Annotated in this window: 21 protein-coding genes; 15 read left to right on the forward strand and 6 right to left on the reverse strand. The window is 66.7% G+C overall.

Going from position 1 to position 26,155, the window contains the following annotated elements; genetic code table 11:
* The first annotated feature begins 60 nt into the window (after positions 1-60).
* From GV068_RS20820 to GV068_RS20835, 4 genes are all read left to right on the forward strand, one after another.
* Positions 61-1,089, forward strand: coding sequence for an adenosine deaminase (locus tag GV068_RS20820; RefSeq protein ID WP_159702331.1), 1,029 nt, complete (start codon positions 61-63; stop codon positions 1,087-1,089).
* Positions 1,083-3,614, forward strand: coding sequence for an ABC transporter permease (locus GV068_RS20825; RefSeq protein ID WP_159702334.1), 2,532 nt, complete (start codon positions 1,083-1,085; stop codon positions 3,612-3,614). Before GV068_RS20820 ends, GV068_RS20825 begins: the two co-directional genes overlap by 7 nt.
* Positions 3,615-3,682: 68 nt before the next feature.
* A complete protein-coding gene (locus GV068_RS20830) occupies positions 3,683-4,087 on the forward strand; it encodes a group II truncated hemoglobin (RefSeq protein WP_159702337.1) in 405 nt (134 codons plus the stop codon).
* A gap of 5 nt (positions 4,088-4,092) precedes the next feature.
* Complete coding sequence (locus GV068_RS20835) at positions 4,093-5,412, forward strand: DNA recombination protein RmuC (protein WP_159702340.1); 1,320 nt, start codon at positions 4,093-4,095, stop codon at positions 5,410-5,412.
* A 106-nt stretch (positions 5,413-5,518) separates the two neighbouring features.
* On the opposite strand, the gene glp is transcribed toward GV068_RS20835, so the two are convergent.
* The 4 genes from glp to GV068_RS20855 all read right to left on the reverse strand — a co-directional run bounded on the left by glp (position 5,519) and on the right by GV068_RS20855 (position 12,907).
* Complete coding sequence (glp, locus tag GV068_RS20840) at positions 5,519-7,390, reverse strand: gephyrin-like molybdotransferase Glp (protein ID WP_159702343.1); 1,872 nt, start codon at positions 7,388-7,390, stop codon at positions 5,519-5,521.
* 13 nt (positions 7,391-7,403) lie between these two features.
* Positions 7,404-8,510 carry a GTP 3',8-cyclase MoaA gene (gene moaA / locus GV068_RS20845; protein ID WP_159702346.1) on the reverse strand — a complete coding sequence of 369 codons (1,107 nt, stop codon included), beginning with the start codon at positions 8,508-8,510 and terminating at the stop codon, positions 7,404-7,406.
* Positions 8,503-9,822, reverse strand: a complete 1,320-nt coding sequence (gene chrA, locus GV068_RS20850) for a chromate efflux transporter (protein ID WP_159702349.1) — start codon at positions 9,820-9,822, stop codon at positions 8,503-8,505. The genes moaA and chrA overlap by 8 nt, the downstream gene beginning before the upstream one ends.
* A 73-nt stretch (positions 9,823-9,895) precedes the next feature.
* Positions 9,896-12,907 (reverse strand): Rne/Rng family ribonuclease, encoded by a 3,012-nt coding sequence (locus GV068_RS20855; protein WP_159702352.1) that lies wholly within the window; start codon positions 12,905-12,907, stop codon positions 9,896-9,898.
* Positions 12,908-13,582: 675 nt separating this feature from the next.
* Here GV068_RS20855 and GV068_RS20860 point away from each other — a divergent pair.
* The 4 genes from GV068_RS20860 to GV068_RS20875 are packed head-to-tail and all read left to right on the forward strand — an operon-like array spanning position 13,583 to position 16,710.
* Complete coding sequence (locus GV068_RS20860) at positions 13,583-14,572, forward strand: RluA family pseudouridine synthase (RefSeq protein ID WP_159702355.1); 990 nt, start codon at positions 13,583-13,585, stop codon at positions 14,570-14,572.
* A gap of 46 nt (positions 14,573-14,618) precedes the next feature.
* Positions 14,619-15,278 (forward strand): HAD-IIIA family hydrolase, encoded by a 660-nt coding sequence (locus tag GV068_RS20865; protein ID WP_159702358.1) that lies wholly within the window; start codon positions 14,619-14,621, stop codon positions 15,276-15,278.
* A gap of 2 nt (positions 15,279-15,280) precedes the next feature.
* Positions 15,281-15,679: a Rieske (2Fe-2S) protein gene (locus tag GV068_RS20870; protein WP_159702361.1), complete on the forward strand. Its 399-nt coding sequence runs from the start codon at positions 15,281-15,283 to the stop codon at positions 15,677-15,679.
* 11 nt (positions 15,680-15,690) lie between these two features.
* Entirely contained in the window at positions 15,691-16,710 is a 1,020-nt protein-coding gene (locus GV068_RS20875) for a S49 family peptidase (protein ID WP_159702364.1), read from the forward strand.
* A gap of 220 nt (positions 16,711-16,930) precedes the next feature.
* Here the strand turns inward: GV068_RS20875 and GV068_RS20880 are convergent, their stop codons facing one another.
* Entirely contained in the window at positions 16,931-17,266 is a 336-nt protein-coding gene (locus tag GV068_RS20880) for a hypothetical protein (RefSeq protein ID WP_159702367.1), read from the reverse strand.
* Positions 17,267-17,525: 259 nt separating this feature from the next.
* On the opposite strand from GV068_RS20880, the gene GV068_RS20885 reads away from it, so the two are divergent.
* From GV068_RS20885 to GV068_RS20895, 3 genes are all read left to right on the forward strand, one after another.
* Complete coding sequence (locus GV068_RS20885; RefSeq protein ID WP_159702370.1) at positions 17,526-18,239, forward strand: pseudouridine synthase; 714 nt, start codon at positions 17,526-17,528, stop codon at positions 18,237-18,239.
* Positions 18,240-18,382: 143 nt separating this feature from the next.
* Complete coding sequence (locus GV068_RS20890; protein WP_159702373.1) at positions 18,383-19,483, forward strand: phospholipase A; 1,101 nt, start codon at positions 18,383-18,385, stop codon at positions 19,481-19,483.
* A 52-nt stretch (positions 19,484-19,535) separates the two neighbouring features.
* Positions 19,536-20,522, forward strand: a complete 987-nt coding sequence (locus tag GV068_RS20895) for a fumarylacetoacetate hydrolase family protein (protein ID WP_159702376.1) — start codon at positions 19,536-19,538, stop codon at positions 20,520-20,522.
* 3 nt (positions 20,523-20,525) lie between these two features.
* On the opposite strand, the gene GV068_RS20900 is transcribed toward GV068_RS20895, so the two are convergent.
* Positions 20,526-21,689, reverse strand: coding sequence for a hypothetical protein (locus tag GV068_RS20900; protein ID WP_159702379.1), 1,164 nt, complete (start codon positions 21,687-21,689; stop codon positions 20,526-20,528).
* Positions 21,690-21,934: 245 nt separating this feature from the next.
* Here GV068_RS20900 and GV068_RS20905 point away from each other — a divergent pair, with 245 nt between their 5' ends.
* From GV068_RS20905 to rfbA, 4 genes are all read left to right on the forward strand, one after another.
* Positions 21,935-23,098 (forward strand): glycosyltransferase, encoded by a 1,164-nt coding sequence (locus GV068_RS20905; protein ID WP_159702382.1) that lies wholly within the window; start codon positions 21,935-21,937, stop codon positions 23,096-23,098.
* 197 nt (positions 23,099-23,295) lie between these two features.
* On the forward strand, positions 23,296-24,366 hold the full coding sequence (gene rfbB / locus GV068_RS20910; RefSeq protein WP_159702385.1) for a dTDP-glucose 4,6-dehydratase: 1,071 nt from the start codon (positions 23,296-23,298) through the stop codon (positions 24,364-24,366).
* On the forward strand, positions 24,363-25,280 hold the full coding sequence (gene rfbD / locus GV068_RS20915) for a dTDP-4-dehydrorhamnose reductase (protein WP_159702388.1): 918 nt from the start codon (positions 24,363-24,365) through the stop codon (positions 25,278-25,280). The genes rfbB and rfbD overlap by 4 nt, the downstream gene beginning before the upstream one ends.
* A complete protein-coding gene (gene rfbA / locus GV068_RS20920; RefSeq protein ID WP_159702391.1) occupies positions 25,277-26,155 on the forward strand; it encodes a glucose-1-phosphate thymidylyltransferase RfbA in 879 nt (292 codons plus the stop codon). The genes rfbD and rfbA overlap by 4 nt, the downstream gene beginning before the upstream one ends.

The raw sequence follows: 26,155 nt of genomic DNA on the forward strand, positions 1-26,155 counted from the left end.
GGCATGCGTTACACTTGTCGGCCATGTCCCATCGACCCTTGTCCAGCGCCGGAGAACATCATGCTGAATGACCAGCTGCGCAGCATCTTGCAGAACATGCCGAAGGCAGAATTGCACATCCATATCGAAGGTTCGCTGGAGCCCGAGCTGATCTTTGCGTTGGCACAACGAAACAGCGTATCGCTGCCCTATCCCTCGGTGGAGGCGTTGCGCGAGGCCTACGCTTTTAGCGACCTGCAATCCTTCCTCGACATCTATTACGCAGGCGCCAGCGTGCTGCTCACCGAGCAGGATTTCTACGATATGACGGCGGCCTACCTGGCGCGTGCCCATGCCGACAATGTGCGGCATGCCGAGATCTTTTTCGACCCACAGACCCATACCGCGCGCGGCGTGCCCTTCGAGACCGTCATCAATGGCATCTGGCGCGCCTGCCAGGAAGGCCCGATCAGCGCCACCCTGATCATGTGCTTCCTGCGCCACCTGTCCGAAGAAGAAGCGCTGGCCACGCTGGACGAGTCGCTGCCTTACCGCGACAAGTTCATCGGCGTGGGCCTGGACTCGTCCGAGGTCGGCCACCCGCCGGAAAAATTCGCGCGCGTGTTCGAGCGTGCCCGCCAGCTCGGCCTGCGCCTGGTGGCGCACGCGGGCGAGGAGGGCCCGCCTGCCTACATCGAAAGCGCGCTCGACGTGCTCAAGGTCGAGCGCATCGACCATGGCGTGCGCAGCCTGGAGAGCCCGGAGCTGGTGCAGCGCCTGGCGCGCGAAGGCATGGCGCTGACCGTGTGCCCGCTGTCGAACATCAAGCTGCGCGTCTTCGACGTGATGGGCAGCCACAACCTGCGCGAGCTGTTAGATGCGGGCCTGGCCGCCACGGTGAATTCGGACGATCCGGCCTACTTCGGCGGCTACATGAACGACAACTTCATCGCCGCCTTCGAGGCGCTGCCGCTCGACGCCGGCCACGCACGCCAGCTGGCCCGCAACAGCTTCGCCGCCTCCTTCCTCGACCCGGAGCGCAAGCGCGCATGCCTGGCCGAGGTGGATGAATTCTTCGCCAACGCCGCCACGTTAGGGACCCCATGCTGATCCAATCCTTCCGCATGACCGCGCGCGACTGGCGTGCCGGCGAATTGCGCTTCCTGCTGGTGGCCCTGATCGTGGCCGTGTCCGCGCTGTCCTCGGTGGGCTTCTTCATCGACCGCATGCGTGCGGGACTGAACCGCGACGCCCACCAGCTGCTGGGCGCCGACCTGCTGCTGAACGCCGACGATCCGATCCAGCAGCGCTGGCGAGACGAGGCCACGCGCCGCGGCCTGCTCATCGCCGAAACGGCGACTTTCCAGAGCATGGCCCAGGCGGGCGAGGGCGAGAACTCGAGCGCCCAGCTGGCGGCGGTGAAGGCGGTCACTCCCGGCTATCCGCTGCGCGGCCAGCTCACCGTCAGCAATGATCCCGAACAGGCCAGCCGCGCGCTCGGCCAGAAGACCACGGCCATCCCCGCGCCCGGCACCGTGTGGGTCGACGCCAACCTGCTGCCGGCCCTGCGCACCAAGGTGGGCGGCACCATCCAGCTGGGCGACAAGCAGTTCCGCATCGCGCAGCTGATCGCCACCGAACCGGACAAGGGCGCCTCGTTTGCCAACTTCGCGCCGCGCGTGATGCTGGCGATGGAAGACCTGCCGGCCACGCGCCTGGTGGATGCGTTCTCGCGCGTCAGCTACCGCCTGCAGGTGGCGTCCAAGTCAAGGAACGACACCGCCGGCGTGGCCGCCTACGAGAAGTGGCTGCGCGCCGACATCGCCGCGCGCAACGTGCGCGGGGTGCGCATCGAGACGCTCGAGAACGGCCGCCCCGAGATGCGCGCCACCCTGGACCGCGCCGACAGCTTCCTGTCGCTGGTCGGCCTGCTGTCGGCGATGCTGGCGGCAGTCGCGGTCGCCATGGCGGCGCGCCGCTTCATGCAGCGCCACCTGGACGCCTGCGCGATGCTGCGCTGCCTCGGCATGACCCAGAACCAGGTCGGCGCCCTGTACCTGATCGAGTTCGCCATCGTCGGCCTGGCCGGCAGCGTGCTGGGCGTCGCGGTGGGCTTCGGCGCCCACTTCGTCCTGCTCGAGATGATCGGCACGCTGCTGCCGCCGGACCTGCCGCCGGTCTCGCTGCTGCCCGCCCTGCAGGGCATCGCCACCGGCATGCTGCTGCTGGTCGGCTTCGCGCTGCCGCCGGTGCTCCAGCTGCGCAACGTGCCGCACAACCGCGTGATCCGGCGCGAGGCCGCCGCGCCGCAGCCGCTGGCGCTGGCCACCTATGGCCTCGGCATCGGCGTGTTCCTGCTGCTCCTGCTGTGGCAGGCGGGCGATACGAAGCTGGCCATGATGACGGCCGGCGGCTTCCTCGGCGGCCTGGGCGTGTTCGCCCTGGTGGCCTGGCTCGGCCTGCGCCTGCTGCGCCGCCTGCGCGGCGCCTCCAGGAACCAGAGCTGGCGTTTCGCCATCACTTCGCTGCAGCGACGTCCCGGCGCCACCGTGGTGCAGGTGGTGTCGCTGTCGCTGGGCCTGATGGCGCTGCTGCTGCTCACCGTGGTGCGCGGCGACCTGATGGCTGCCTGGCGCACGGCGACGCCGCCGGACGCGCCGAACCGCTTCATCATCAACATCCAGCCGGAGCAGGCCAAGGGCGTCGAGCAGCAGCTGCGCGGCGCGGGCGTGCAGAACGTGATGCTGTACCCGATGATCCGCGGCCGCCTGACCGCCGTCAACGGCAAGCAGCTGACCCGCGACAGCTACCAGAACGGCGACGCGCGCCGCCTGGCCGAGCGCGAGTTCAACCTGTCGACGGTGCCCAATCTGCCGGAGACCAATGAGATCGTCGCGGGCAGCTGGTACAAGGACGCGCCGGGCGTGGCCGAAGCGTCGGTAGAGCAGGGGCTGGCCAAGACCCTGGGCCTGAAGCTGGGCGACGTCATGCGCTTCGACATGGGCGGCCTGCCGGTCGAAGCGAAGGTGACCAGCCTGCGCAAGCTGGAGTGGGGCTCGATGCGCGCCAACTTCTTCGTCATCATCAATCCGGCGGCGATGGCGAATGCGCCGACCAGCTACATGACGGCCTTCCACGTTCCCGGCAGTGGCGGGGAGTTGACCAACAAGCTCACGCGCGCTTATCCGAACCTGACCGTGATCGACGTCTCCGGCATTATCCGCCAGCTGCAGGAAGTGCTGGACCAGGTGGTGGTGGCGGTCGAGTTCCTGTTCATGTTCACGTTGGCCTCCGGCGTGCTGGTGCTGTACGCGGCCCTGATGGGATCGCAGTCGGAGCGCACGCGCGAAGCCGGCCTGCTGCGCGCGCTCGGCGCCACCCGCGGCCAGCTGGCGAGCGCGCAGCGGATCGAATTCGTACTGGTCGGCGGGCTGTCCGGCGTGCTGGCCGCCACCGGCGCGGCGGCGATGGGCTGGGTGCTGGCCGAGTACGTCTTCAAGTTCGCCTGGAAGTTCGAGCCGCAGGTGTGGCTGGCGGGCGTCGTGGTCGGCGCGCTGTGCGCACTGGTCGGCGGCTGGCTAGGCCTGCGCAGCGTGCTGCGCCAGCCGCCGCTGCAGACCCTGCGTGAGGCATGATGCGTTAAGCTGACAACAGTGCAGCGCCGGGGTGGCCACGAGCGGCCCCGGCAAGCTATGATGGCGGCATGTCTGAACCGAACACCCCCGAAGCACAAACCCTCTACGAGGTGATGGGCGGCGCCGAGCGCCTGCGCGAACTGGTCGACCGCTTCTACGACCTGATGCAGCTGGAGCCCGAGTTCGCCGGCATCCATGCCATGCACCCGCAACCTAACGACAGCTCGCGCGAAAAACTGTTCATGTTCCTGTCCGGCTGGACCGGCGGTCCCGATCTGTTCGTGGAACGCTACGGCCACCCGCGCCTGCGCGCGCGCCACCTCCCGTTCGCCATCGGCACGCAGGAGCGCGACCAGTGGCTGCGCGCCATGGCCTGGGCGATGGAAGACCTGGGCTACGACGAAGAACTGCGCATGCGAATGATGCAGTCCTTCTACCATACCGCCGACTGGATGCGGAACAAGGCTGACTGAGACGCATGAGCATCATTGAGATCCTGATCCTGGTCGCCGTGGCGATCGTCATCGTCCTGCAGTTCCTGCTGCTGGCGCGCGCCCGTCCCAACGGCGACGGCCGCCACATCGAACGCCTGGAGCGCGAGCTGCGGCTCGAGATGCAATCGACCGCGCAGGCCACGCGCCAGGAAGTGTCCGGCCACATGGGGCAGTACCACGCGGCCACCGTGCAGCAGCTGGACGGCATGCGCCAGCAGATGCAGCTGCATTCGGCCAGCGGGCGCGAGGAGCAGGCGCGCGCGCTGAAGCGCTTCGCCGACACCCTGCAGCTCACCCTGTCCAACCTGACCGAATCGAATGCCCAGCGCATGCTGGAAGTGCGCGGCACGCTGGAAACCAAGATCCGCGACCTGCAGCTCGATAACGCCAAGCGCCTGGAAGAGATGCGCCAGACCGTCGACGAGAAGCTGCACGCGACCCTGGAAACGCGCCTGACGGAGAGCTTCAAACAGGTCAGCGAGCGGCTGGAGAAGGTGCACCAGGGCCTGGGCGAGATGCAGCAGCTGGCGATCGGCGTGGGCGACCTGAAACGCGTGCTCACCAACGTCAAGACGCGCGGCACCTGGGGCGAAGTCCAGCTCGAGATGCTGCTCGAGCAGGTGCTGACCGTCGACCAGTACGCCAAGAACGTCGAGACCGTGGCCGGCACCGGCGCGCGCGTCGAATTCGCCATCAAGCTGCCGGGCGTGGTCGACGGCGGTGCGCCGCTGTGGCTGCCGATCGACGCCAAGTTCCCCAAGGAGCAGTACGAACGCCTGCTGGAAGCCTCGGAACTGGCCGACGCCGAGGGTGTGGCGCGCTACGGCGCCGAGCTGGAACGCGCGGTGCGGGGCGAAGCCAAGACCATCTGCGAAAAATACGTGTCGCCGCCGCAGACCACCGACTTCGCGATCCTGTTCCTGCCGACCGAAGGCCTGTATGCGGAAGTGATGCGCCGTCCCGGCCTGGCCGACGACCTGCAGCGTTCGCTGCGCGTGACCATCGCCGGCCCGTCCACGCTGACGGCGCTGCTCAACAGCCTGCAGATGGGCTTCCGCACGCTGGCGCTGGAAAAGCGCTCGTCCGAAGTGTGGCAGGTGCTGGGTGCGGTAAAGACCGAGTTCACCAAGTTCGGCGACGTGCTGGCCACCACCAAGGCGACGCTGGAGAAGGCCGCCAAGAACATCGAGAGCGCCGAGGTGCGCAGCCGCGCGATGGCGAAGAAGCTGAAGTCGGTGGAGGCGCTGCCGACCGAGGCGGCGCAGCTGATGCTGGGGCCGGACAGGCTGGACGCAGACGATTGACGTAGCGTGGGTGGGTTTCCCGCCCATGCGTTCAAATCACGGTACTGCAGCCTGCGCGGCTGCTCACGTCGCAACTATCACCGCGTGGGCGGCAAAGCCGCCCACCCTACATCAAACCCTCGAACACGAGCACATCGACCATGTCGCCCGCGGCGACATTCCCCTGCTCGTCGTGCAGCACCACCATGCAGTTCGCCTCCGACATCGAGCGCAGGATGCCCGAGCCCTGCGAGCCGGTGATGCGCACTTCCGGCTCGCCGTCCGCGCCTCGCGCCAGGATCCCGCGCTGGTACTCCGTGCGCCCCGGCTTCTTGCGGATCGCGCCGCTCGAGCGCGCGCGCAGCAGCGGCAGCGGCGCTTCCGCACCCATCATGCGCAGCAGCGCTTCGCGCGCGAAAAAGTAGAACGAAACCATCACCGCCACCGGATTGCCCGGCAGCCCGAACAGGAAGGCGCTGCGGCCGTTCGAATTGACGCGTCCGAAGGCGAGCGGACGCCCGGGACGCATGCCGATCTTCCAGAAGGTCACGTCGCCCAGCTTGGCCATGATCTGCTTGGTGTAGTCGGCGGCGCCGACCGACACCCCGCCCGAGGTGATGATGGCGTCCGCGTTCTCGCAGGCGCCGCGCAGGGCGTCTTCCAGCGCAGCAGGGTCGTCGCGCACGACGCCCATGTCGATGATGTCGCAGCCCAGGCGCTGCAGCATGCCGTAGATGGTGTAGCGGTTGCTGTCGTAGACGCAGCCTTCGCCCAGCGGCTCGCCGACCGAGCGCAGTTCGTCGCCGGTCGAGAAGAAGGCCACGCGCAGGCGCCGCTGCACCGCGACTTCCGGGATGCCGAGCGAGGCCAACATGCCGAGGTCGGGCGGGCGCACTACGCGGCCCGCCTGCAGGGCCGCGCTGCCGGCCTTCAGGTCTTCGCCGGCGAAGCGGCGGTTGTCGCCTGGCCGGATCACGCCGGCCGGAAGGGTGATAAGGTCGCCGTCCTGGGTGACGAACTCCTGCGGCACCACGCTGTCGCAGCCTTCCGGCATGACGCCGCCCGTCATGATGCGCACGCATTCGCCGCTGGCGGGGACTATGGGTGAGGCATTACCGGCAAAGGTGGTGCCGATCACCCGCAGCGTCACCGGCGCATCGCCCTGCAGGTCGGCGCCGCGCAGGGCAAAACCGTCCATGGCAGAGTTGTCGTGGGCCGGCACGTTGATCGGCGAGATGATGTCCGCCGCCAGCACGCGGCCGAGCGCAGCGCGCAGCGCGACCTTCTCAATGGCGCGCACGGGCTGCACGAACTCGCGGATGATGCGCTGGGCGTCGCGCACGGGCAAGGCTTCGGGATCGTAGCTGGAGAGGCAGCTGACCACCTGCGCCATGCTGGGTGGCCGCGTCAGGTCCAGGTCGTGCAGCTCGTCCAGGGTATTGATGTTGCGGAACGCGTCCGCGTCCTCGAACAGCACCTCGACCGTCTTCAAATCCTTGTACCAGCCGTCCATGCGGCGGCCGCCCTCGCGCAGGTATCGCGACAGCACCGGCAGCCGGCTCGCTTTCACCAGGCAGAACACCGGATGCGGCTGCGGGCGCATGCCAGCTTCCTGGGTGACGGCAAAGGCGAGGTCGGCGTCCTGTTCTTCGACCGCAGCCGACAGGCGCGCGGCCAGATCGAGCGGCAGGAAGGGCGAATCGCAGGGCACGGCCAGCAGCCAGGGCGTGGCGCAGTGGATCAAGCCGGCTTCCAGGCCGGCCAGCGGCCCTGCGAAGCCGGGCGTCTCGTCGGCCCACACCGGCGCGGCCAGCTCCAGCCAGCTTTCCAGGTTGCGGTTGGCGTTGACCATGACCGAGCCGACCTGCGGCAGCAGGCGCTCGATCGCGTGCTGCGCCATTGGTTTGCCGCGGAAAGGCTGCAGGCCCTTGTCGACGTTGCCCATGCGCGAGCCGCGCCCGCCCGCCAGGATCAATCCGGTGATGAGTGTCTTTTCCATGTTGTTCGAAGTATCAGCCGCCGATGTACGACATTTCGACTTTCTTGCCGCGCGCGAGCCCCGAGGTGTCGATGGTGCGGGTCTCGGAATAGCGGTCTGCGCGGCCGCGCCACAGTTGGGCGATGGCGCCCGAGATGTCCGCATCGCTGCGATCCGTGCGCAGCAGCGCGCGCAGGTCGTGGCCCTGGGTGGCGAACAGGCAGGTGTACAGCTTGCCCTCGGTCGACAGGCGCAGGCGGGTGCAGTCGTGGCAGAAGGCCTGGGTGACGCTGGAGATGACGCCGACTTCGCCACTGCCGTCCAGGTAGCGCCAGCGCGCGGCGGTCTCGCCCAGGTAATTGGCGCCGACCGGGGCCAGTGGTAGCTCGGCGCCGATGCGGCGGATCACCTCGGCGGACGGAATCACTTCATCCATGTTCCAGCCGTTCGACGCGCCAACGTCCATGTATTCGATGAAGCGCAGGATGAAGGGCGAGCCCTTGAAGTGGCGCGCCATCGGCAGGATCTGGTCCTCGTTGGTGCCGCGCTTGACCACCATGTTGACCTTGATCGGCCCCAGGCCGGCTTCATGCGCGGCGTCCAGGCCGTGCAGTACGTCGCTGACGGCAAAGTCGACGTCGTTCATGCGCCGGAATACGGCGTCGTCGAGGGCGTCGAGCGAGACCGTCACGCGGTCCAGGCCTGCGTCCTTGAGCGCACGCGCCTTGCGCGCCAGCAGCGAGCCATTGGTGGTGAGCGTCAGGTCGAGCGGGCGGCCGCTCGGCGTGCCCAGGGCGCGCAGCATGCCGACCAGGCGTTCGAGATTCTTGCGCAGCAGCGGCTCGCCGCCGGTCAGGCGGATCTTCTCGACCCCGTGCGCGATGAACAGGCGCGCCACGCGCGTGATTTCCTCGAACGAAAGCAGGTCGCTGTGCGGCAGGTAGGCGTAGTCCTTGTCGAACACCTCTTTCGGCATGCAGTAGACGCAGCGGAAATTGCAGCGGTCGGTCACCGAGATGCGCAGGTCGTGCAGCGGCCGGCCGAGGGCATCCGACAGGAGGCCAGTCGGGGCTTCCGGCGCACTCGGCACAGCCAGCGCGGGCGAGCGCAGGTCGTTCAGCAGGATGATTTTTTCAGGCATGCCAATACGATAGCACGACGCCCACCAGCGCACAGGCGGCGATCAGCTTGATGGGTCCCACCTTGTAGCGCAGCAGGGCGACGCTGGCGGCAGCCCCGATCGCGATCGCCGCCGGCTGGACCCGGCCGCCGGCGAAAAACACGTGCTGGCCGAAGAACACGGCCAGGCTGGCGATCACGCCCACCACCGCGGCCGATATCGCGGTGAGCGGCGCGGTGAGGCGCACGTTGCCGCGCCCGGACTCGACCAGCGGACCGCCGGCCAGGATGAAGACGAACGAGGGCAGGAAGGTGAACAGCGACGCCACCAGCGCGCCGGCGATGCCGGCAAACGGCAGCGCGGCCGGGCCGAACAGGGCATGGGTCCAGCCGCCGACGAAGCCGACGAAGGCGACGATCATGATCAAGGGTCCGGGCGTGGTCTCGCCCAGCGCCAAACCGTCGATCATCTGGGTGGCGCTGAGCCAGCCGTATTTCTCGACCGCGCCCTGCACCACGTAGGGCAGCACCGCATAGGCGCCGCCGAAGGTCATCAGCGCCGCCTTGGTGAAGAACCAGCCCATGCGGGTGAGCGTGCCGTCCACGCCGTACACAAGGGCCAGCAGGAGCCAGGCGCCAAGGGCCAGGCCGATGCCGACTGCACAGGCTTTCACCAGGCCGCGCAGCGAGAAGCGGGCGTGCGCCGGCGTCGGCGTGTCGTCGTCGATCAGGGCCGGACCGTAGTGCTTGCGGTCGGCCGGGTGGCCGCCGCCGGGGCCGAAGCGCTGAGGCGACACGCGTCCGCCCACGAGGCCGGCCAGTGCGGCCGCCAGCACGATGAGCGGGAAGGGGACCTCGAACAGGGCGATGGCGATGAAGGCCAGCACGGCGATCGCCGCCAGTGCACCATTGCGCAGCGTGCGCGAACCGATGCGCCAGGCAGCCGCGATGACGATCGCGACCACGGCCGGCTTGATGCCCGCCATGATCCCGGCAATGACCGGCAAGTGGCCCCAGGCCAGGTAGATCCAGGACAGGCCGATCAGGAGTAGCAGCGAAGGCAGGATGAACAGCAGCCCGGCCACGATGCCGCCCCATGTCCGGTGCAGCAGCCAGCCGATGTAGACGGCCAGCTGGGTCGCCTCGGGGCCGGGCAGCAGCATGCAGTAGTTCAGCGCGTGCAGGAAGCGCTGCTCGGAAATCCAGCGGCGGCGCTCGACCAGCTCGCTGTGCATCAGTGCGATCTGGCCGGCCGGGCCGCCGAAGCTGATGAAGCCCAGCTTGAGCCAGTAGAGCAGGGCTTCGCGGAAGCTGACGGGTGTGGGAGCGTGCATGGGCTTAATGCTAACCCATCAATACAAAAGGGGAGGCCGAAGCCTCCCCCTTTTTTACGTGGCGGTCAGCGGATTACTGACGGGTGTCCACCTGGACCAGCGGCTCGTCCACCGGCGCCTCTACCTTCTTGCGGGCACGGCCGACGCGCTGAGGCGTGTTGGCCTGGGCCGCGGCTTCCTGGGCGGCGCGCAGCTTTTCCGGGTCGGTCGACGCGAGCTGCAGGCCGGCGGCGGACAGGACTTCGTTCAGGTCCGCGGGAGCCGGGGTGGCGACCGGGGCTGGAGCAGCAGCAACCGGGGCCGGAGCAGCAGCAACCGGGGCAGGTGCAGGTGCGACCGGAGCGACCGGAGCGACCGGAGCGGCCGGAGCGGCGGGCGCTTCGGCGACCGGCGCCGGTGCGGCTTCCACTGCCGGCGCCTGGGCGACGGCCATCGATGCTGCAGTCGGGAACAGCCACGGACCCGGATCGGCTGCGACGGTCGGAGCTGGAGCAGGTGCTGCAGCAACCGGCGCCGGCGCCGGTGCAGCCGCAGCGGCTGCCGCAGCAGCGGCCTTGGCGGCAGCGCGGGCAGCGGCGTCGGCTTCGGCCTTCGCTTTGGCAGCCATCGATGCCGAGGTCGGGAACGGCCACGGACCCGCCTCAAGCTGGGCAGCCTTCTTCGGCGACCTGGCTTCGGCAGCTACCTTGGCGGCTTCCTCGTCGGCCACCGGGGTGAATGCCGGTGCGCCGTCGACGCCTTCGCCCGACTCGACGCCATCCAGCCCGTCACGGTCGCGGCGGTTGCGGTTGCGGCCACCGCGGCGGCGGCGGCGGCGCGGCTCGTCGCCGCCTTCGCTTTCCAGTTCCTCGCCATCCGGACCGGTTGCCGCGACTTTCACCGCGTGGTCCAGCACGTCGCCGTGCGGGGTGGTGGTCGACAGTTCGCTTTCGTCGCTCGGCGCCGGGACGGCCTGGAGCCTCAGCTCTTCAGCCTTGGCTTCGGTCTGCTGGGCAGCGCGTTCGCCACGCGGCTGGCGCGGTGCGCGTTCCTTGCGTTCGCCCGGTTCGCGTTCGGCACGTGCCGGTGCGCCTTCGACCTGCTCGCGCGGCGCACGTGGCTCACGCGGCTCGCGCGGTTCACGCTTCTCGCGCGGCGGACGGGCCGGCTTGCCTTCGGCTTCCACCGGCTTGGCGCTGTCGTCGAGCTTTGCAGTCTCGTCGCGCTCGCGGCCGCCCTTGGCGCCGCGGCCGTTGCGGGTGCGCTGGCCGTTGCGGCCACCGCGCTCGCCGCGCTCGGCTGCTGCAGGCGACGCAGGCTTCTCGGCCACCACTGGTGCGGGTACCGGCGCCGGTGCAACCGGTGCGCCCATGAAGAAGTTCTTGATGCGGGCGAAGAAGCCCAGTTCGCTCGGGGCCGGTGCGGCTGGCGTCGGCGTCGGGGCAGGCGCTGCCGCCTTGACCGGTTTGGCCGCTTCGCTGCGGTCCACCATCGGCGCCGGCTGGGCCGGGGTGATGGTCTTGACCACGGCTTCCTGGCGCGGCTTGGCTTCTTCCTTCTGGCGCTTGGAGAAGCTCATGTCGGTCTCGGCCGATTCCGCCATGGTGTAGCTGGCGGCCACGTCTTCCAGGCGCGGATCGTCGTGCTTGATGCGCTCGAGCTTGTAGTGCGGGGTGTCCAGATGCTTGTTCGGGATCAGGATCACGGTGATGCGGTGGCGGTTCTCGATCTTGAGCACTTCGCCGCGCTTTTCGTTCAGCAGGAACGCGGCGACGTCGACCGGCACCTGCACGTGGATCGCGGCCGAATTCTCTTTCATGGCCTCTTCCTGGATGATGCGCAGGACTTGCAGGGCCGAGGATTCGGTATCGCGGATGTGGCCGGTGCCCGAGCAGCGCGGGCAGGTCACGTGCGAGCCTTCCGACAGCGACGGACGCAGGCGCTGGCGCGACAGTTCCATCAGGCCGAAGCGCGAGATCTTGCCCATCTGGACGCGTGCACGGTCATGGTGCAGGGCGTCCTTCAGGCGCTGTTCCACTTCGCGCTGGTTCTTGGCCACTTCCATGTCGATGAAGTCGATCACGATCAGGCCGCCCAGGTCGCGCAGGCGCAGCTGGCGGGCGACTTCGTCGGCCGCTTCGCAGTTGGTGTTGAAGGCGGTGGTCTCGATGTCCGAGCCGCGCGTGGCGCGCGCCGAGTTGACGTCGATGGAGACCAGGGCTTCGGTGTGGTCGATGACGATCGCGCCACCCGACGGCAGCGGCACGGTGCGCGCGTAGGCGGTCTCGATCTGGTGTTCGATCTGGAAGCGCGAGAACAGCGGCACGTCGTCGCTGTAGCGTTTCACGCGGTGCGCCATGTCCGGCATCACGTGCGACATGAACTGCTGCGCCTGTTCGTAGATCTCGTCGGTGTCGATCAGCACTTCGCCGATGTCCGGCTGGAAGTAGTCGCGGATCGCGCGGATCACCAGCGAGCTTTCCTGATAGATCAGGAACGGACCGGCGGCCGACTTGCCGGCGCCTTCGATCGCGCGCCACAGCTGCATCAGGTAGTTCAGGTCCCACTGCAGTTCTTCGACCGTGCGGCCGATGCCGGCGGTACGGGCGATCACCGACATGCCCTGCGGCAGGTCGAGCTTGTCCATGGTCTCGCGCAGTTCCTGGCGCTCTTCGCCTTCGACACGGCGCGACACGCCGCCGCCGCGCGGGTTGTTCGGCATCAGGACCAGATAGCGGCCCGCCAGCGAGATGAACGAGGTCAGGGCTGCGCCCTTGTTGCCGCGCTCTTCCTTCTCGACCTGGACCATGATTTCCTGGCCTTCCTTGAGGGCTTCCTTGATCGTGCAGTTACGCACGTCGACGCCATCGCGGAAATAGGTACGGGCAACTTCTTTGAAGGGGAGGAAACCGTGGCGGTCTTCGCCGTAGCTGACGAAGCAAGCTTCGAGGGAGGGTTCGATGCGGGTGATGACACCCTTGTAGATATTGGACTTGCGTTGCTCGCGACCAGCGGTCTCGATATCGATGTCGATCAGCTTCTGGCCGTCGACAATCGCTACGCGCAGCTCCTCTTGCTGCGTAGCGTTAAACAACATGCGTTTCATTTTTATTAACTCCGCGACCCGAAGGCCGTGTCATGCCGCGCTGGTTAGGCGCGGCGAAAGTACATGGAATGTACGCGGAGAAGGGAATGTTGGAGGGGGGAATACCCGGGACGGGGCAGGGCGATGCCAGGCATCGCTGCCACACAGGGCGCAAATGGAGCCGAACGTCATTGTCTACGCACGCCGTAACCAGCGACTGGCCCGCCTGCCACCACGTTGGGGTGGGCACGGCGGGGACAGCGGGTCGGTGTGCAACAACGGGCCAGACCGTAGCCAGCGAACAACCGAGACTTCGATACCGAGGCGATCAATCAGCCTTCGCTATTCCAGCCTTCAGGTGAGGCCTACATCGGGTCGGGCGAAGACGACAAGCGTTATCGACACCATCAACCGGCGAGCCGCCATTGGGTGGCTTTCCGGTACTTATCCATACAAATCCAAACAAACCAATCCTGCACTCAGCCACACAACCCGATTGCAACTGCAGGTGCAACCCTGATCGGCGCCTGAATGTGCGTACACGTTTTTTTCCACCGAATTTGCTGATAAGCGGGGCCGGTGGAGCGCGCCCCTGTGTAAAATATCGTTTTAATTCTTACACCAGCAGAGGTTTGACCGCCGCCTGTCGATTATATATTCAAAATGAAGGACTTAGAGAGAATTTCTGGGAAGACAATGCGAACAGTGGTACAGAACGATGTTGTTCCCCCTTCATCACAGCCAACAATCCAGGCGCAGTTCGTCACAATTACCGAAGAAGAAGCCGGTCAGCGGATCGATAACTACCTGTTGCGTGTCTGCAAAGGCGTCCCCAAGAGCCATATTTACCGCATCCTCCGTTCGGGGGAAGTGCGGGTCAACAAGGGCCGCATCGACCAGTTGTACCGCCTCGCCGAGGGCGACCTGGTGCGCATCCCGCCGATCCGCATTGCCGAGAAGGCCAGCCAGCAGGCCACACCGGGCCTCGAATTCCCCATCGTGTTCGAGGACACGCACCTGCTCGTGATCGACAAGCCGGCCGGCGTCGCCGTGCATGGCGGCTCGGGCGTGTCCTACGGTGTCATTGAACAATTGCGCGCGGCGCGGCCGCAGGCCAAGTTCCTGGAACTGGTGCACCGGCTCGATCGGGAAACTTCTGGGCTCTTGCTCATCGCCAAGAAACGTTCGGCCCTGACCAACCTGCACGACCAGATGCGCGACGGCGTGACCGACAAGCGCTACCTGACCGCGGTGGTCGGCGACTGGACCAACAAGCGCCAGCATGTAAAGCTCCCTTTACATAAATTCACGACCCCCGACGGCGAGCGCCGCGTGGTGGTGCAGGCCGGCGGCCAGGAAGCGCACACGGTGTTCAACCTGAAGCGCAAATGGAAAGACTTCGCCTTGCTAGAAGCCGAACTCAAGACCGGCCGCACGCACCAGATCCGCGTGCACCTGGCATCGAGTGGCTTCCCCATCCTGGGCGACGAGAAGTACGGCGATTTTGCGCTGAACAAGCAGCTTCAGAAGGCAACCAATGAGCGCGGCGCCCTCAAGCGCATGTTCCTGCACGCCTACCAGATCACCTTCACCCACCCCGACACCGGCCAGCCGATGACCTTGCGCGCGCCGCTGCCGGCCGAGTGCGACCGATTCTTGGTAAGCTTGGGGCAACCAATCATATAAATAGCAATGTGAGGCGGGAAATCCGCCTCTCGCGCATATAAAGAGCATGCCAAGAAAGCAATTTGACCTGATCGTCTTCGACTGGGACGGCACCCTGATGGACAGTACGGCCGCGATCGTGCGCTGCATCCAGTCGGCGGCGCGTGATCTCGGCCTGCCGGTGCCGAGCGATGCCTCGGCCTCGCACGTCATCGGCCTCAGCCTGTCCGAAGCAATGCAGACCGTACTGCCGGACATCGACCCGGTGCTGTACCCGAAAATGGTCGAGCGCTACCGCTATCACTTCCTGACCAAAGACCACGAACTGGTGCTGTTCAAGGGAGTTCGCGAGATGTTGAGCGAACTTGCGGCCGACGGCTACTTCCTGGCGGTGGCCACGGGCAAGAGCAGGGTAGGCCTGAACCGGGCCATGAACGCGGCCGGCCTGCTGTCCATGTTCGACGCCACCCGCTGCGCCGACGAGACCTTCTCCAAGCCGCACCCGGCGATGCTGCAGGAACTGACGCGCGAACTGGGCCAGGACCTGCGCCGCACCGTGATGATCGGCGACACAACGCACGACCTGATGATGGCGAACAATGCCGGCGCCTCCGGCATTGCGGTCGAGTTCGGCGCCCATCCGGTGCACCAGCTGCAGGCCTGCAACCCGATCTTCTCGGCCCGCTCGATTCCCGAGCTGCATGCGTGGTTGCTGGAGAACGCGTAAGGATGGCCGACGATCACAGCCTGTTCGTGTGCGAAGCGGATGCGCTGCTTGACGGCGGCAAGGGCGTCCGCTTTGCGGTCATTGCCTTTGGGCACCCGACGACGGGCTTTGTGGTACGTTATGACGGTAAACCATTTGCCTATCTGAACCGTTGTGCACACGTGCCGATCGAACTCGACTGGTCGCAAGGCGACTTTTTCGAGTCGAGCGGCCTGTACCTGATGTGCGCGACCCACGGTGCGGTGTACGAGCCGGATACCGGCAAGTGCGCCGGCGGTCCGTGCCGCGGCGGCCGGCTGCGGCCGATCGCCGTGAGCGAACGCGACGGCGGCATCTGGTGGCAGCCCGACGACATGGTGCGTCCACCCGCACCCGAGGAATCAACACCGAACATTAAGTGAATGCCCAGCGAATGAGCGACCAAACGCGTCACGACCACGACCCCGCGGGCGACAGCCCGCTCGATAAACGGCTCGCCGCCGATCCCACGATCAGCAACTGGGAGCGCGCCACCCTGGAAAAGCTGGTGTTCGCCACCGTGCAGGAACGCCGCGCGGCGCGCCGCTGGGGCATCTTCTTCAAGCTCAGCTTCCTGCTGGTGGCCGTGCTGGCCCTGCTGACCTATTACGATTCCACCTTCGGCTTCGGCGGCGACGAGAACCTGGGCCGCCACACCGCTCTCATCGAAATCAACGGCGAGATCGAATCCGAGGGCAGCGGCGCAGCCGATACCGTGATTCCTTCGCTGAACAAGGCGTTTTCCGACGCGGGCTCGGCCGCGGTGGTGATGCGCATCGACAGCCCCGGCGGCAGCCCGGTGCAGGCCGGCATCATCGTCGACGAGATCCAGCGCCTCAAGCGCGCCTATCCGGACAAGCCGCTCTACGTGGTGGTGGACGAGATCTGCGCCTCGGGCGGCTACTACATCGCGTCGGCGGCCGACCGCATCTATGTGAACAAGGCCTCGATCGTCGGTTCGGTCGGCGTGCTGATGGACAGCTTCGGTTTCGTGGGCACCATGGAAAAGCTGGGCGTCGAGCGCCGCCTGCTCACCGCCGGCGAGAACAAGGGCTTCCTCGATCCGTTCAGCCCGCAGTCGGACAAGCACAAGGCGCACGCCCAGGCGATGCTGAACGAAATCCACCAGCAATTCATTTCGGTGGTGCGCGCGGGCCGCGGCAAGCGCCTGAAGGAAACCCCGGAAACCTTCTCCGGCCTGTACTGGACCGGCGCCAAGGCAGTCCAGATGGGCCTGGCCGATGGCTTCGGCACCGTCGATACGGTGGCGCGCGACATCGTCAAGGCCGAGGACATCGTCGACTACACCGCCCACGAAGGCTTGCCGGAACGCGTCCTGAAGAAATTCGGCGCGGCAGTGGGAAATGGCGCCGTCAGCGCCGCCTACAAGGGCGCTATTCCGCAGGTAAGATGACATTTTGCTTGCATCCTGCGGAACTTGTTCTATATTGGGTGTAGCGACTTGAAGGCAGGCCGGTGGCGACACATAGCGTTATCACCACTTGCTCGAAGGACGCTCCCCCACTGCACCGCGCGTGCAGCTTCGAGAGAATTCAATTCCTCACAGTGGTGTTCCTTCACAGGAAATGGAAACGACGGCCTCGGCCGTCGTTTTCATTTTCGGGACGGCAGATTCAGGTGCAGGTGCCCAGGTGCTGGGTATCGCCGTCGCGGGCCGGCTGGCAATCGGTGATTTCGGGCGGGCGCAGCGGCAGCGGTGCGTCTTCGTGCTGCATGAAGCCGCCGCGGTCGAGCCAGGCCTGGAAATCGCGCCGGGCGGCGGCATACCAGGCGGCGCGCACAGCCGGGGCGCCATGGTGCAGGTGCGGGATATGGCCGCCATGTTGCCAGCGCGACAAGGCAAGGCGCGTGGGGAAGAGGGCGGCGTGGTATCGGGCAATCTGGCGCCGTTCGTCAGGGTCGACGTCGAACGGGATCGGGCCTTTGGTCGGTTGCGCGTTGGTGTGCACGGTCTTGTCCTATTAGTATGGAGAAACTTTGCTTAAAAGTCCTCAAGTGATTAGGCGGATTCCTAACGCGTTGAAGTCTATCAATAGGAAACTTCCTAGGCTTGACGCTCGTCAAATGAACGGATGCATCCGAAGGCTGTCGGAATACTTTACCCCAGGAAAGGGGGAGCGGTTCAGGCAGGGTGGGTAAGGCTTCTTACTTTGGAGGTATTTTGGCGGGCCTGCCCCTTGCGCGCCGCTTCTGTTACAGTGGCGCCCCATGAGCAAATTATCCCTGGACCGCATCCTGCAATCGCAGGGTTTCGGCACCCGCAAATACTGCCGCGCCCTGATCGAGGACGGCGACGTGCTGGTCAACGGCACGGTCGAAGACAATTTCAAGGCGACCTTCGATACCTCGGATTTGGTGCTGACCGTGTTCGACGAGGAATGGCGCTACCGCGAGCACGTCTATCTGGCCCTGTATAAGCCGGCCAATTACGAATGCTCGCGCAAGCCGAGCCATCATCCGGGTGTATTGACCCTGCTGCCCGAGCAGTTCGGCTGGCGCGACGTGCAGCCGGTCGGCCGCCTCGACCACGACACCACCGGGCTGCTCCTGATGTCGGACGACGGCCCCTTCATCCACGCCCAGTCCTCGCCCAAGCGCCACGTGCCCAAGGTCTACCAGGCCACCACTGCCGAAGCGGTGACCCAGGCGCTGGTCGATCAGATGCTGGCGGGCGTGCAGCTGCATGACGAGCCGGCGCCCCTGAAGGCGGTGTCCTGCGTGCAGCGCGGCGAGCACCTGCTCGAGATCGTGCTGGAGCAGGGCAAGTACCACCAGGTCAAGCGCATGCTGGCCGCCGCCGGCAACCACTGCAGCGCGCTGCACCGTTCGCAGATCGGCGGGCTGACGCTCGAATCCCTCGGCCTGAAGGAAGGGGAGTGGTGCTTCCTGGAGCAGGAACAGCTCGACCTTCTTGTACCCTGAGCTTCCAGATACGTTTGCCGCGCTGCGGCAAACGGTGCGCCATCTTCCCCGGTTTTCCGCGACACTGCTGTTGACAATCCGCCAAGTCATGCAAGCTCTTGTGCATGGCAGCGCGGCCGCATAGCCGTTTCCGAAGAAAGCCCATGCACTTAAAGAAGATTCCTGCAGCGCTGCTGCCGCTCCTGTTCGCCCTTCCAGCCACCGCCCAACAGACTCCGCCGTCGATCCAGCAGCAGCTGGGCGACTGCAGCAAGCTCGTCGAAACGAATGCGCGCCTGGCCTGTTTCGACCGCCTGGCCGTCGCCCATGGCGCCACGCCCGCTGCGCCCGCTCTCGAAGCGGCGCCGGCGCCCGCCGTGGCAAGCATGACGCCGGGCCAGCAGCCGACCGCCTTCCCGGTCAAGCCGCAGCCGGACCCGGCCGCGTCGGTCGACCCGGTGGTCGAGGCCGCCGCCGAATACACGATGGCCGGCCACTGGGAGCTGGACGACAAGCACCGCCGCGGCACCTTCGTGTTCCGCCCGCACAACCCGAACTACCTGATCGCGGCCCGTACCTACCGCCCCAACGAGGCGCCCTACGAGCCCTTCCGCGCCGCCGACTTCACCGGCAAGCTGTCGCATGCCGAACTGCAGTACCAGCTCGGCTTCAAGATGAAGCTGGTCGAGACGGCCTTCGAATCGCCGGTCGACGTCTGGTTCGGCTATACCCAGAACAGCTTCTGGCAGGCCGGCAACCGCGAGGCCTCGAGCCCATTCCGCGAAACCAATTACCAGCCCGAGGTGATGGTGGTGACGCCGCTGAACTTCGGCGTGTTCGGCGCCAACCTGAAATACCTGAACCTGGGCCTGAACCACCAGTCGAACGGCCAGTCCTCGACCCTGTCGCGCAGCTGGAACCGGCTCTATGCCGAGGTCGGCCTGGAGCGCGGGCGCCTGTCCCTGACGGGGCGGGTGTGGAAGCGCATCAAGGAATCGGCTGAGGACGACAACAACCCGGACATCACCGACTACATGGGCCGCGCCGAGCTGGCCGGCACCTATCGCGTCGACGGCCACGAGTTCTCCGCCCTGCTGCGCCGCAATTTCTCGACCCGCAAGGGTGCGACCCAGCTCGGCTGGGCCTTCCCGCTGGCCGGTCCGCTCAAGGGCTACCTGCACTGGTTCTCGGGATACGGCCAGAGCCTGATCGACTACAACTACTTCCAGCGCACGATCGGCGCTGGCGTGGTGGTCCAATACTGACGGGCGGCCAAGCCGACATTACAATGGCGGACTGCTCACTGGAGTCCGCCATATGAAACTCGCCACCCTCAACGACGGTACCCGCGACGGCCAATTGCTGGTCGTATCGCGCGACCTCAAGACCGCCCACGTCGCCGACGGCATCGCGCCCACGCTGCAGGCCGCGCTCGACGACTGGGGCTTCATCGCGCCCCAGCTGGCCGACCTGTCTCTGCTGCTGAACGAAGGCCGCGCGCGCCGCCCCTTCGACTTCGACCCGGCCAGGTGCATGGCGCCGCTGCCGCGCGCCTACCAGTGGGCGGACGGCTCCGCCTATGTCAACCACGTCGAACTGGTGCGCAAGGCGCGCAAGGCCGAGATGCCGGCTTCGTTCTGGGAAGATCCCTTGATGTACCAGGGCGGCAGTGACGATTTCATCGGGCCGATGGACGACATCATGCTGGCGCACGAGGAGTGGGGCATCGACTTCGAGGCGGAAGTCGCGGTGGTGACGGGCGACGTGCCCATGGGCGCGACCCCGGACGAGGCGCATGGCCAGATCCGCCTGCTCATGCTGGCCAACGACGTCTCGCTGCGCAACCTGATTCCCGACGAACTGGCCAAGGGTTTCGGCTTCCTGCAATCGAAGCCGGCGACCAGCTTCGCGCCGGTGGCGGTGACGCCGGACGAACTGGGCGAGGCTTGGCGCGACGGCAAGGTGCACCTGCCGCTGCGCTCGACCTGGAACGGCCATCTGGTCGGGCAGCCGGATGCCGGCACCGACATGGTGTTCAACTTCCCGCAGTTGATCGCGCACCTGGCCAAGAGCCGCCGGGTGCGGGCCGGCAGCATCATCGGCTCTGGCACGGTCTCGAACAAGGATGTGAGCCGCGGCTACTCGTGCATCGCCGAGCAGCGCTGCCTCGAGACGATCGCCGAAGGCTCGCCCAGCACGCCCTTCATGCGCTTCGGCGACAGCATCCGCATCGAGATGCTGGACGAGAAGGGCAAGTCGATCTTCGGCGCCATCGACCAGACGGTCAAACGTCTGGAACCTTGAGCCTCACGGCCCCGACCAGAAGGCGTCGGGTGCGCCGCTGCCGCGCAGATCCACCTCCACGGGCCGGCTGATGCGGCGCAGCACCTCGGCGCTCACGAGCCGCCCGTCCGGCTCGTGCAGCCGGTACCACAGGAAGGCGGTGCCCGACAGGCGCAGCTGCTGGCCGCTGAACAGGTTTTCCTTCACGATGCTCATGCCTTCCAGCCGCAGGTCGATGTCCAGCACCAGGCTGCCCGCGGTGCGCTCGCTGTAGCCGAGATAGCGCGCGGCATTGAACAGCGGGCTTTTCTCGCTTGCTTCGCCAGCCTTGAGGGAGTCCACAAAGGCGTCCACCACCTTCAGCTGGGCCAGCGCGGCCTGTGCCACTTGCGCGAACTCCTTTTTTTCCTCGCCCTTGACTGCGTCAAGCAGAGCTTGCAGTTCGGCGATGCGCTGGGCGTAGCCGGCGCGGTGGTCGGCCAGGGCCTTCAGCCGTCCCAGCAGCTTCTCGTAGCGCGCCCAGTCGAGTTCCCCAAGGTAGCCGGCGCCGAGCCCGCTGATGCGCTCGGGGCAGGACTGGGCCAGGGCGCTGGCGAACAGGCTGCGCGCGCCTTCGCCGTAGCCGATCCCACTCGCCAATACGTCGCTGCGCAGCAGGGCGGCGAGGTCGGCGCCGGCGCGCACGGTGGCTGGCACCACGGTGAGAAAGGTAAACAGGGCGGCCGGTAGCGCGCTCGAACCCGGCTGGCGGTGGGTGTCGAGGTAGCGTTGCAATTCCTTGTTGCGCTCCGCCATGTCGTTCGACAGGCGGGCGAGGGCGCTGTCCACGGTGCGCGCCGCTACCATGCCCTGGGCGGTGGACGGATCGTACAGGGCGGCAGGACGGCCTGCGGGCAGACGGGTGCAGAGCAGCGCGGCCAGTTCGCGCGCCAGGTCGAAGGCGCGCACCAGCCCGGCGGCCCCGAACTGGCGCGTGTCGACCGCGCCGCTCAGGGGTTTCGACTGGCTGGGCGGCAGGCGTGCCAGCAGTTCGGCCCGTTCCGCTTCGGCCACGGCCTGGCGCGTTTCGGCTTCCAACTGGCGCATGCGCAGCTCGGCCAGTTCGCTTGACGTCTGGGCCAGCACGGGCTGCAGGCAGAAACAGGGAAGGAGGGATGCGGCGAGGATGACACGTCGGCTGAACCCCATGCTGTCTCCTCTATGCTGGGTTCAACCAGCAGGAAAATTGCCGCCAATAAAGTGTCTCAAATTGTCGAGAAATATTAGGAGAAGTTTATGGGAGCTTGATTGCGACTCCTCAAAGTCTCAGAATCGCCGAATTGTGCTTGAACAATCAACAACTTGCGCCGCCAAGCGAGGAAACAGTCTGTAACACGATTGGGGGTTGGTTAAATAGAAATGCGATAGAATTGACGAGTTAACAAAGTGGTTCTATGAGTATTATTAATTTGCCATTCGCCGGCCTCGAGCTCGGGTTTATCGTGTCGCTTGCCTGTTCCCTGCTGCTCGTCCTCACGACGCGCTGGCACGGGCGTTATTCGCTGGACGCGACGCACGGCGTGCAGAAGTTCCATATCACCCCGACCCCGCGCATCGGTGGCGCCGCCATCATGCTCGGCCTCTGGCTCTCGCTCGGCGTGCTGCCGCCCGACCAGCAGGAACTGCTGCTGCCGGTGCTGGTGTCCGCCATGCCCGCTTTCGTGTTCGGCCTGGCCGAAGACCTGACCCGCAACGTGTCGGTGCGCGCGCGCCTGCTCGCCACCATGGCCAGCGGCGTCTGCTGCTGGGGCCTGACCGGCGTCACCCTGCTGCACATCGGCGTCGCGCCGCTCGACATCCTGCTCGGCTGGCTGCCGGCCTCGGTCCTGTTCACCGCCTTCGCGGTGGGCGGCGTGGCCAATGCCGTCAACATCATCGACGGTTTCAACGGCCTGGCCAGCGGCACCGTGCTGATCGGCATGGCCGCGCTCGGCATCATCGCCCAGGATGCCGGCGACGCCGCACTCGGCCAGCTCTGCTTCGTGGTCTGCGCTGTCACGGCCGGCTTCTTCGTGGTGAACTTCCCCTTCGGTAAGCTGTTCCTGGGTGACGGCGGCGCCTACCTGCTCGGCTTCCTGCTGGCCTGGCTGTCGGTGATGCTGGTCTACCGCAATCCGCTGGTCTCGCCCTGGGCGCCGCTGCTGGCCTGCGGCTATCCGATTTTCGAGACCGTGTTCACCATCGTGCGCCGCCTGTGGTGCCGCCGCCATCCGGGCCACCCGGACAGCTGGCACCTGCACAGCCTGGTCAAGACCGCGATCGCGGCGCGCTACTTCCGCGCACTGCCGGCGCCGCTGCGCAATGCCTGCGTCTCGCCTTTCTCGTGGGCGGTGGCCCTGGTGCCGGCCATGACGGCGGTGCGCTTCGCCGCCGTGCCGGAAGCCCTTCTGCAGGGCGTACTGGCCAGCTTCCTGCTGTACCTGTCGGTGTACGCCTTCGTGGTGTCGGCCTGGTGGGCGCGCCGCCGCCGCATGCAGCGCCCGGCGCCGCTGGCCACCCCGCTGGCCGACATTGCCCTCGAGTCGCCCAACTCCTCCTTCATCCAGCGCGGCCTGTAGAGCGCCTAACAATTCCCCTCATGGCGGCGTTGCGTCGTCTCGCCGTACTAGCGTACTGTCTTCGACGACGCGCCTTGCCCTGAGGGTTTTGTTAGGCGCTCTAAAACGCTACCTGCAGTTTCCCCCCACGGCGGCGGGTTGACCCAGCCGCCATGTCAACCGAGAATGGGCAATCGGATACTCGGAAACTGCAGCGCATGACAATTCTTGTAACGGGCGGGGCGGGCTTCATCGGCGCGAACTTCGTCATCGACTGGCTGGCGCAGCACAGCGAGCCGGTCGTCAACCTCGACAAGCTGACCTACGCCGGCAACCTCGGCAACCTGGCCTCGATCGCGAACGACCCGCGCCACCACTTCGTGCGCGGCGACATCGGCGACGGCGCGCTCGTGGCGCGCCTGTTGAACGGGCACCGGGTGCGGGCCGTCATCAACTTTGCCGCCGAAAGCCACGTCGACCGCTCGATCGACGGCCCCGCCGCCTTCATCCAGACCAACGTGGTCGGCACCTTCGGCCTGCTGGAAGCGGTGCGCGCCTACTGGGATGGCTTGCAAGGCGAAGAAAAGACGGGCTTCCGCTTCCTGCACGTCTCGACCGACGAAGTCTATGGCTCGCTGGCGCCCACCGCACCGGCCTTCACCGAACAGCACCGTTACGAGCCGAACAGTCCGTATTCGGCCAGCAAGGCCGCCTCGGACCACCTGGTGCGCGCCTGGCACCACACCTACGGGCTGCCGGTGGTGACCACCAACTGTTCGAACAACTACGGTCCCTACCACTTCCCGGAAAAACTGATCCCCCTGGTGATCCACCACGCGCTGGCCAGCAAGCCGCTGCCGGTCTACGGCGACGGCCGCCAGGTGCGCGACTGGCTGTACGTGGGCGACCATTGCAGCGCGATCCGCCGCGTGCTGGCCGAAGGCCGGCTGGGCGAGACCTACAACGTCGGCGGCTGCAACGAGAAAGCCAACATCGAGGTCGTGCAGACCCTGTGTGCCATCCTGGACGAGCTGCGTCCGCGCGTTGACGGCCAGTCCTACGCCACCCAGATCAGCTTCGTGAAGGACCGCCCCGGCCACGACCGCCGCTACGCGATCGACGCCGGCAAGCTGGAACGCGAACTCGGCTGGCGTCCGCTCGAGACCTTCGAGACCGGGATCCGCAAGACGGTCGCGTGGTACCTGGCCAACCAGGACTGGGTGCAGGACGTCACCAGCGGCCACTATCGCGACTGGGTCGAGCGCCAGTACGGGCAAGCGGCTCCATGAAGATCCTCCTGCTGGGCAAGGACGGCCAGGTCGGCTGGGAACTGCAGCGCAGCCTGGCCCCCTTGGGCGACCTGGTCGCGTGGGGCAGGCTGGACGCCGACTTCCTCGACCCGGAAGCGCTGGGCGCACGCGTGCGCGCCGTGCGCCCCGAACTGATCGTCAACGCCGCCGCCTACACCGCCGTCGACCGCGCCGAGACCGACGAAGACCGGGCGCGCCTGGTGAACGCCGTTGCACCCGGCGTGCTCGCGCGTGAGGCGCAGGCACGCGGCGCCTGGCTGGTGCACTATTCGACCGACTACGTGTTCGACGGCAGCAAGGAGGGCGCCTGGAACGAGCTGGATGCCACCGCGCCGCTGTCGGCCTATGGCCGCAGCAAGTGCGAAGGCGAGGAGCGCATCCGCGCCAGCGGCGCGCGCCACCTGATCCTGCGCACCAGCTGGGTGTTCGGCACGCGCGGCGCTAACTTTGCCAAGACCATGCTGCGCCTGGCGCGCGAACGCGACACGCTGGACGTGGTGGCCGACCAGGTCGGCGCCCCGACCGGCGCGGCGCTGGTGGCCGACGCCACTGCGCTGGCGCTGTACCGCATCGCCCTCAGCGGGCGTGAGGCGGACAGCTATTCCGGCACCTATCACCTGGCGGCGGGCGGCGCCACCAGCTGGCATGACTATGCGCGCCACGTGCTGGCGCGCGCGCGCGAGCAGGGCGCCATGCTGAAGGCGGGGCCGGAGGGGGTGCGGGCGGTGTCGAGCAGCGACTTCGCCGCGGCGGCGCGGCGGCCGGCCAATTCGCGCCTGGACTGCATCAAGTTCCGCAGCCGTTTCGGCGTGGTGCTGCCGGACTGGCGGCATCACGTGGATCGCCTGGTGGACGAACTGGTGGCACAAGAACAAGGACAAGGAAAACCATGAAGCGCAAGGGCATCATCCTGGCGGGCGGCAGCGGCACCCGCCTGTATCCGGCCACGCTGGCCGTCTCGAAGCAACTGCTGCCGGTGTTCGACAAGCCGATGATCTACTACCCGCTCAGCACCCTGATGCTGGCCGGGATCCAGGACATCCTGGTGATTTCGACCCCGCTGGACACGCCGCGCTTCCAGCAGCTGCTGGGCGACGGCGCCCACCTGGGCCTGAATATCACCTACGCGGTGCAGGAGTCGCCCGACGGCATCGCCCAGGCCTACCTGATCGGCGCCGACTTCCTGGCCGGCAGTCCGTCGGCCCTGGTCCTGGGCGACAACATCTTCTACGGCCACGACCTGATGTTCATGCTCGAGCGCGCCAACCAGAGCGAGAACGCCAGCGTGTTCGCCTACCACGTGCAGGACCCGGAGCGCTACGGCGTGATCGAGTTCGACTCGCTGGGGCGCGCCGTCAGCCTGGAAGAAAAGCCGCTCCAGCCGCGCTCGAACTACGCGGTGACCGGCCTGTATTTCTATGACGCGCAGGCGGTCGACATCGCACGCACCCTCAAGCCGTCGGCGCGCGGGGAACTCGAGATCACCGACATGAACCGCGCCTACATGGACATGGGCCGGCTGCAGGTCGAGATCATGCAGCGCGGCTACGCCTGGCTCGATACCGGCACCCACGAATCGCTGCTGGACGCCAGCCATTTCATCGAGACGCTGGAAAAGCGCCAGGGCCTGAAGGTGTCCTGCCCTGAGGAGATCGCTTACCGCAAGGGCTGGATCGATGCCGCCCAGCTGGAAACCCTGGCCGCGCCCATGAAGAACAACGGCTATGGCAAGTACCTGATGCGGCTGCTGAAGGAGAAGGTGTATTAG

It is taken from the genome of Massilia sp. 9I (assembly GCF_902506415.1).
Taxonomy (GTDB): domain Bacteria; phylum Pseudomonadota; class Gammaproteobacteria; order Burkholderiales; family Burkholderiaceae_D; genus Telluria.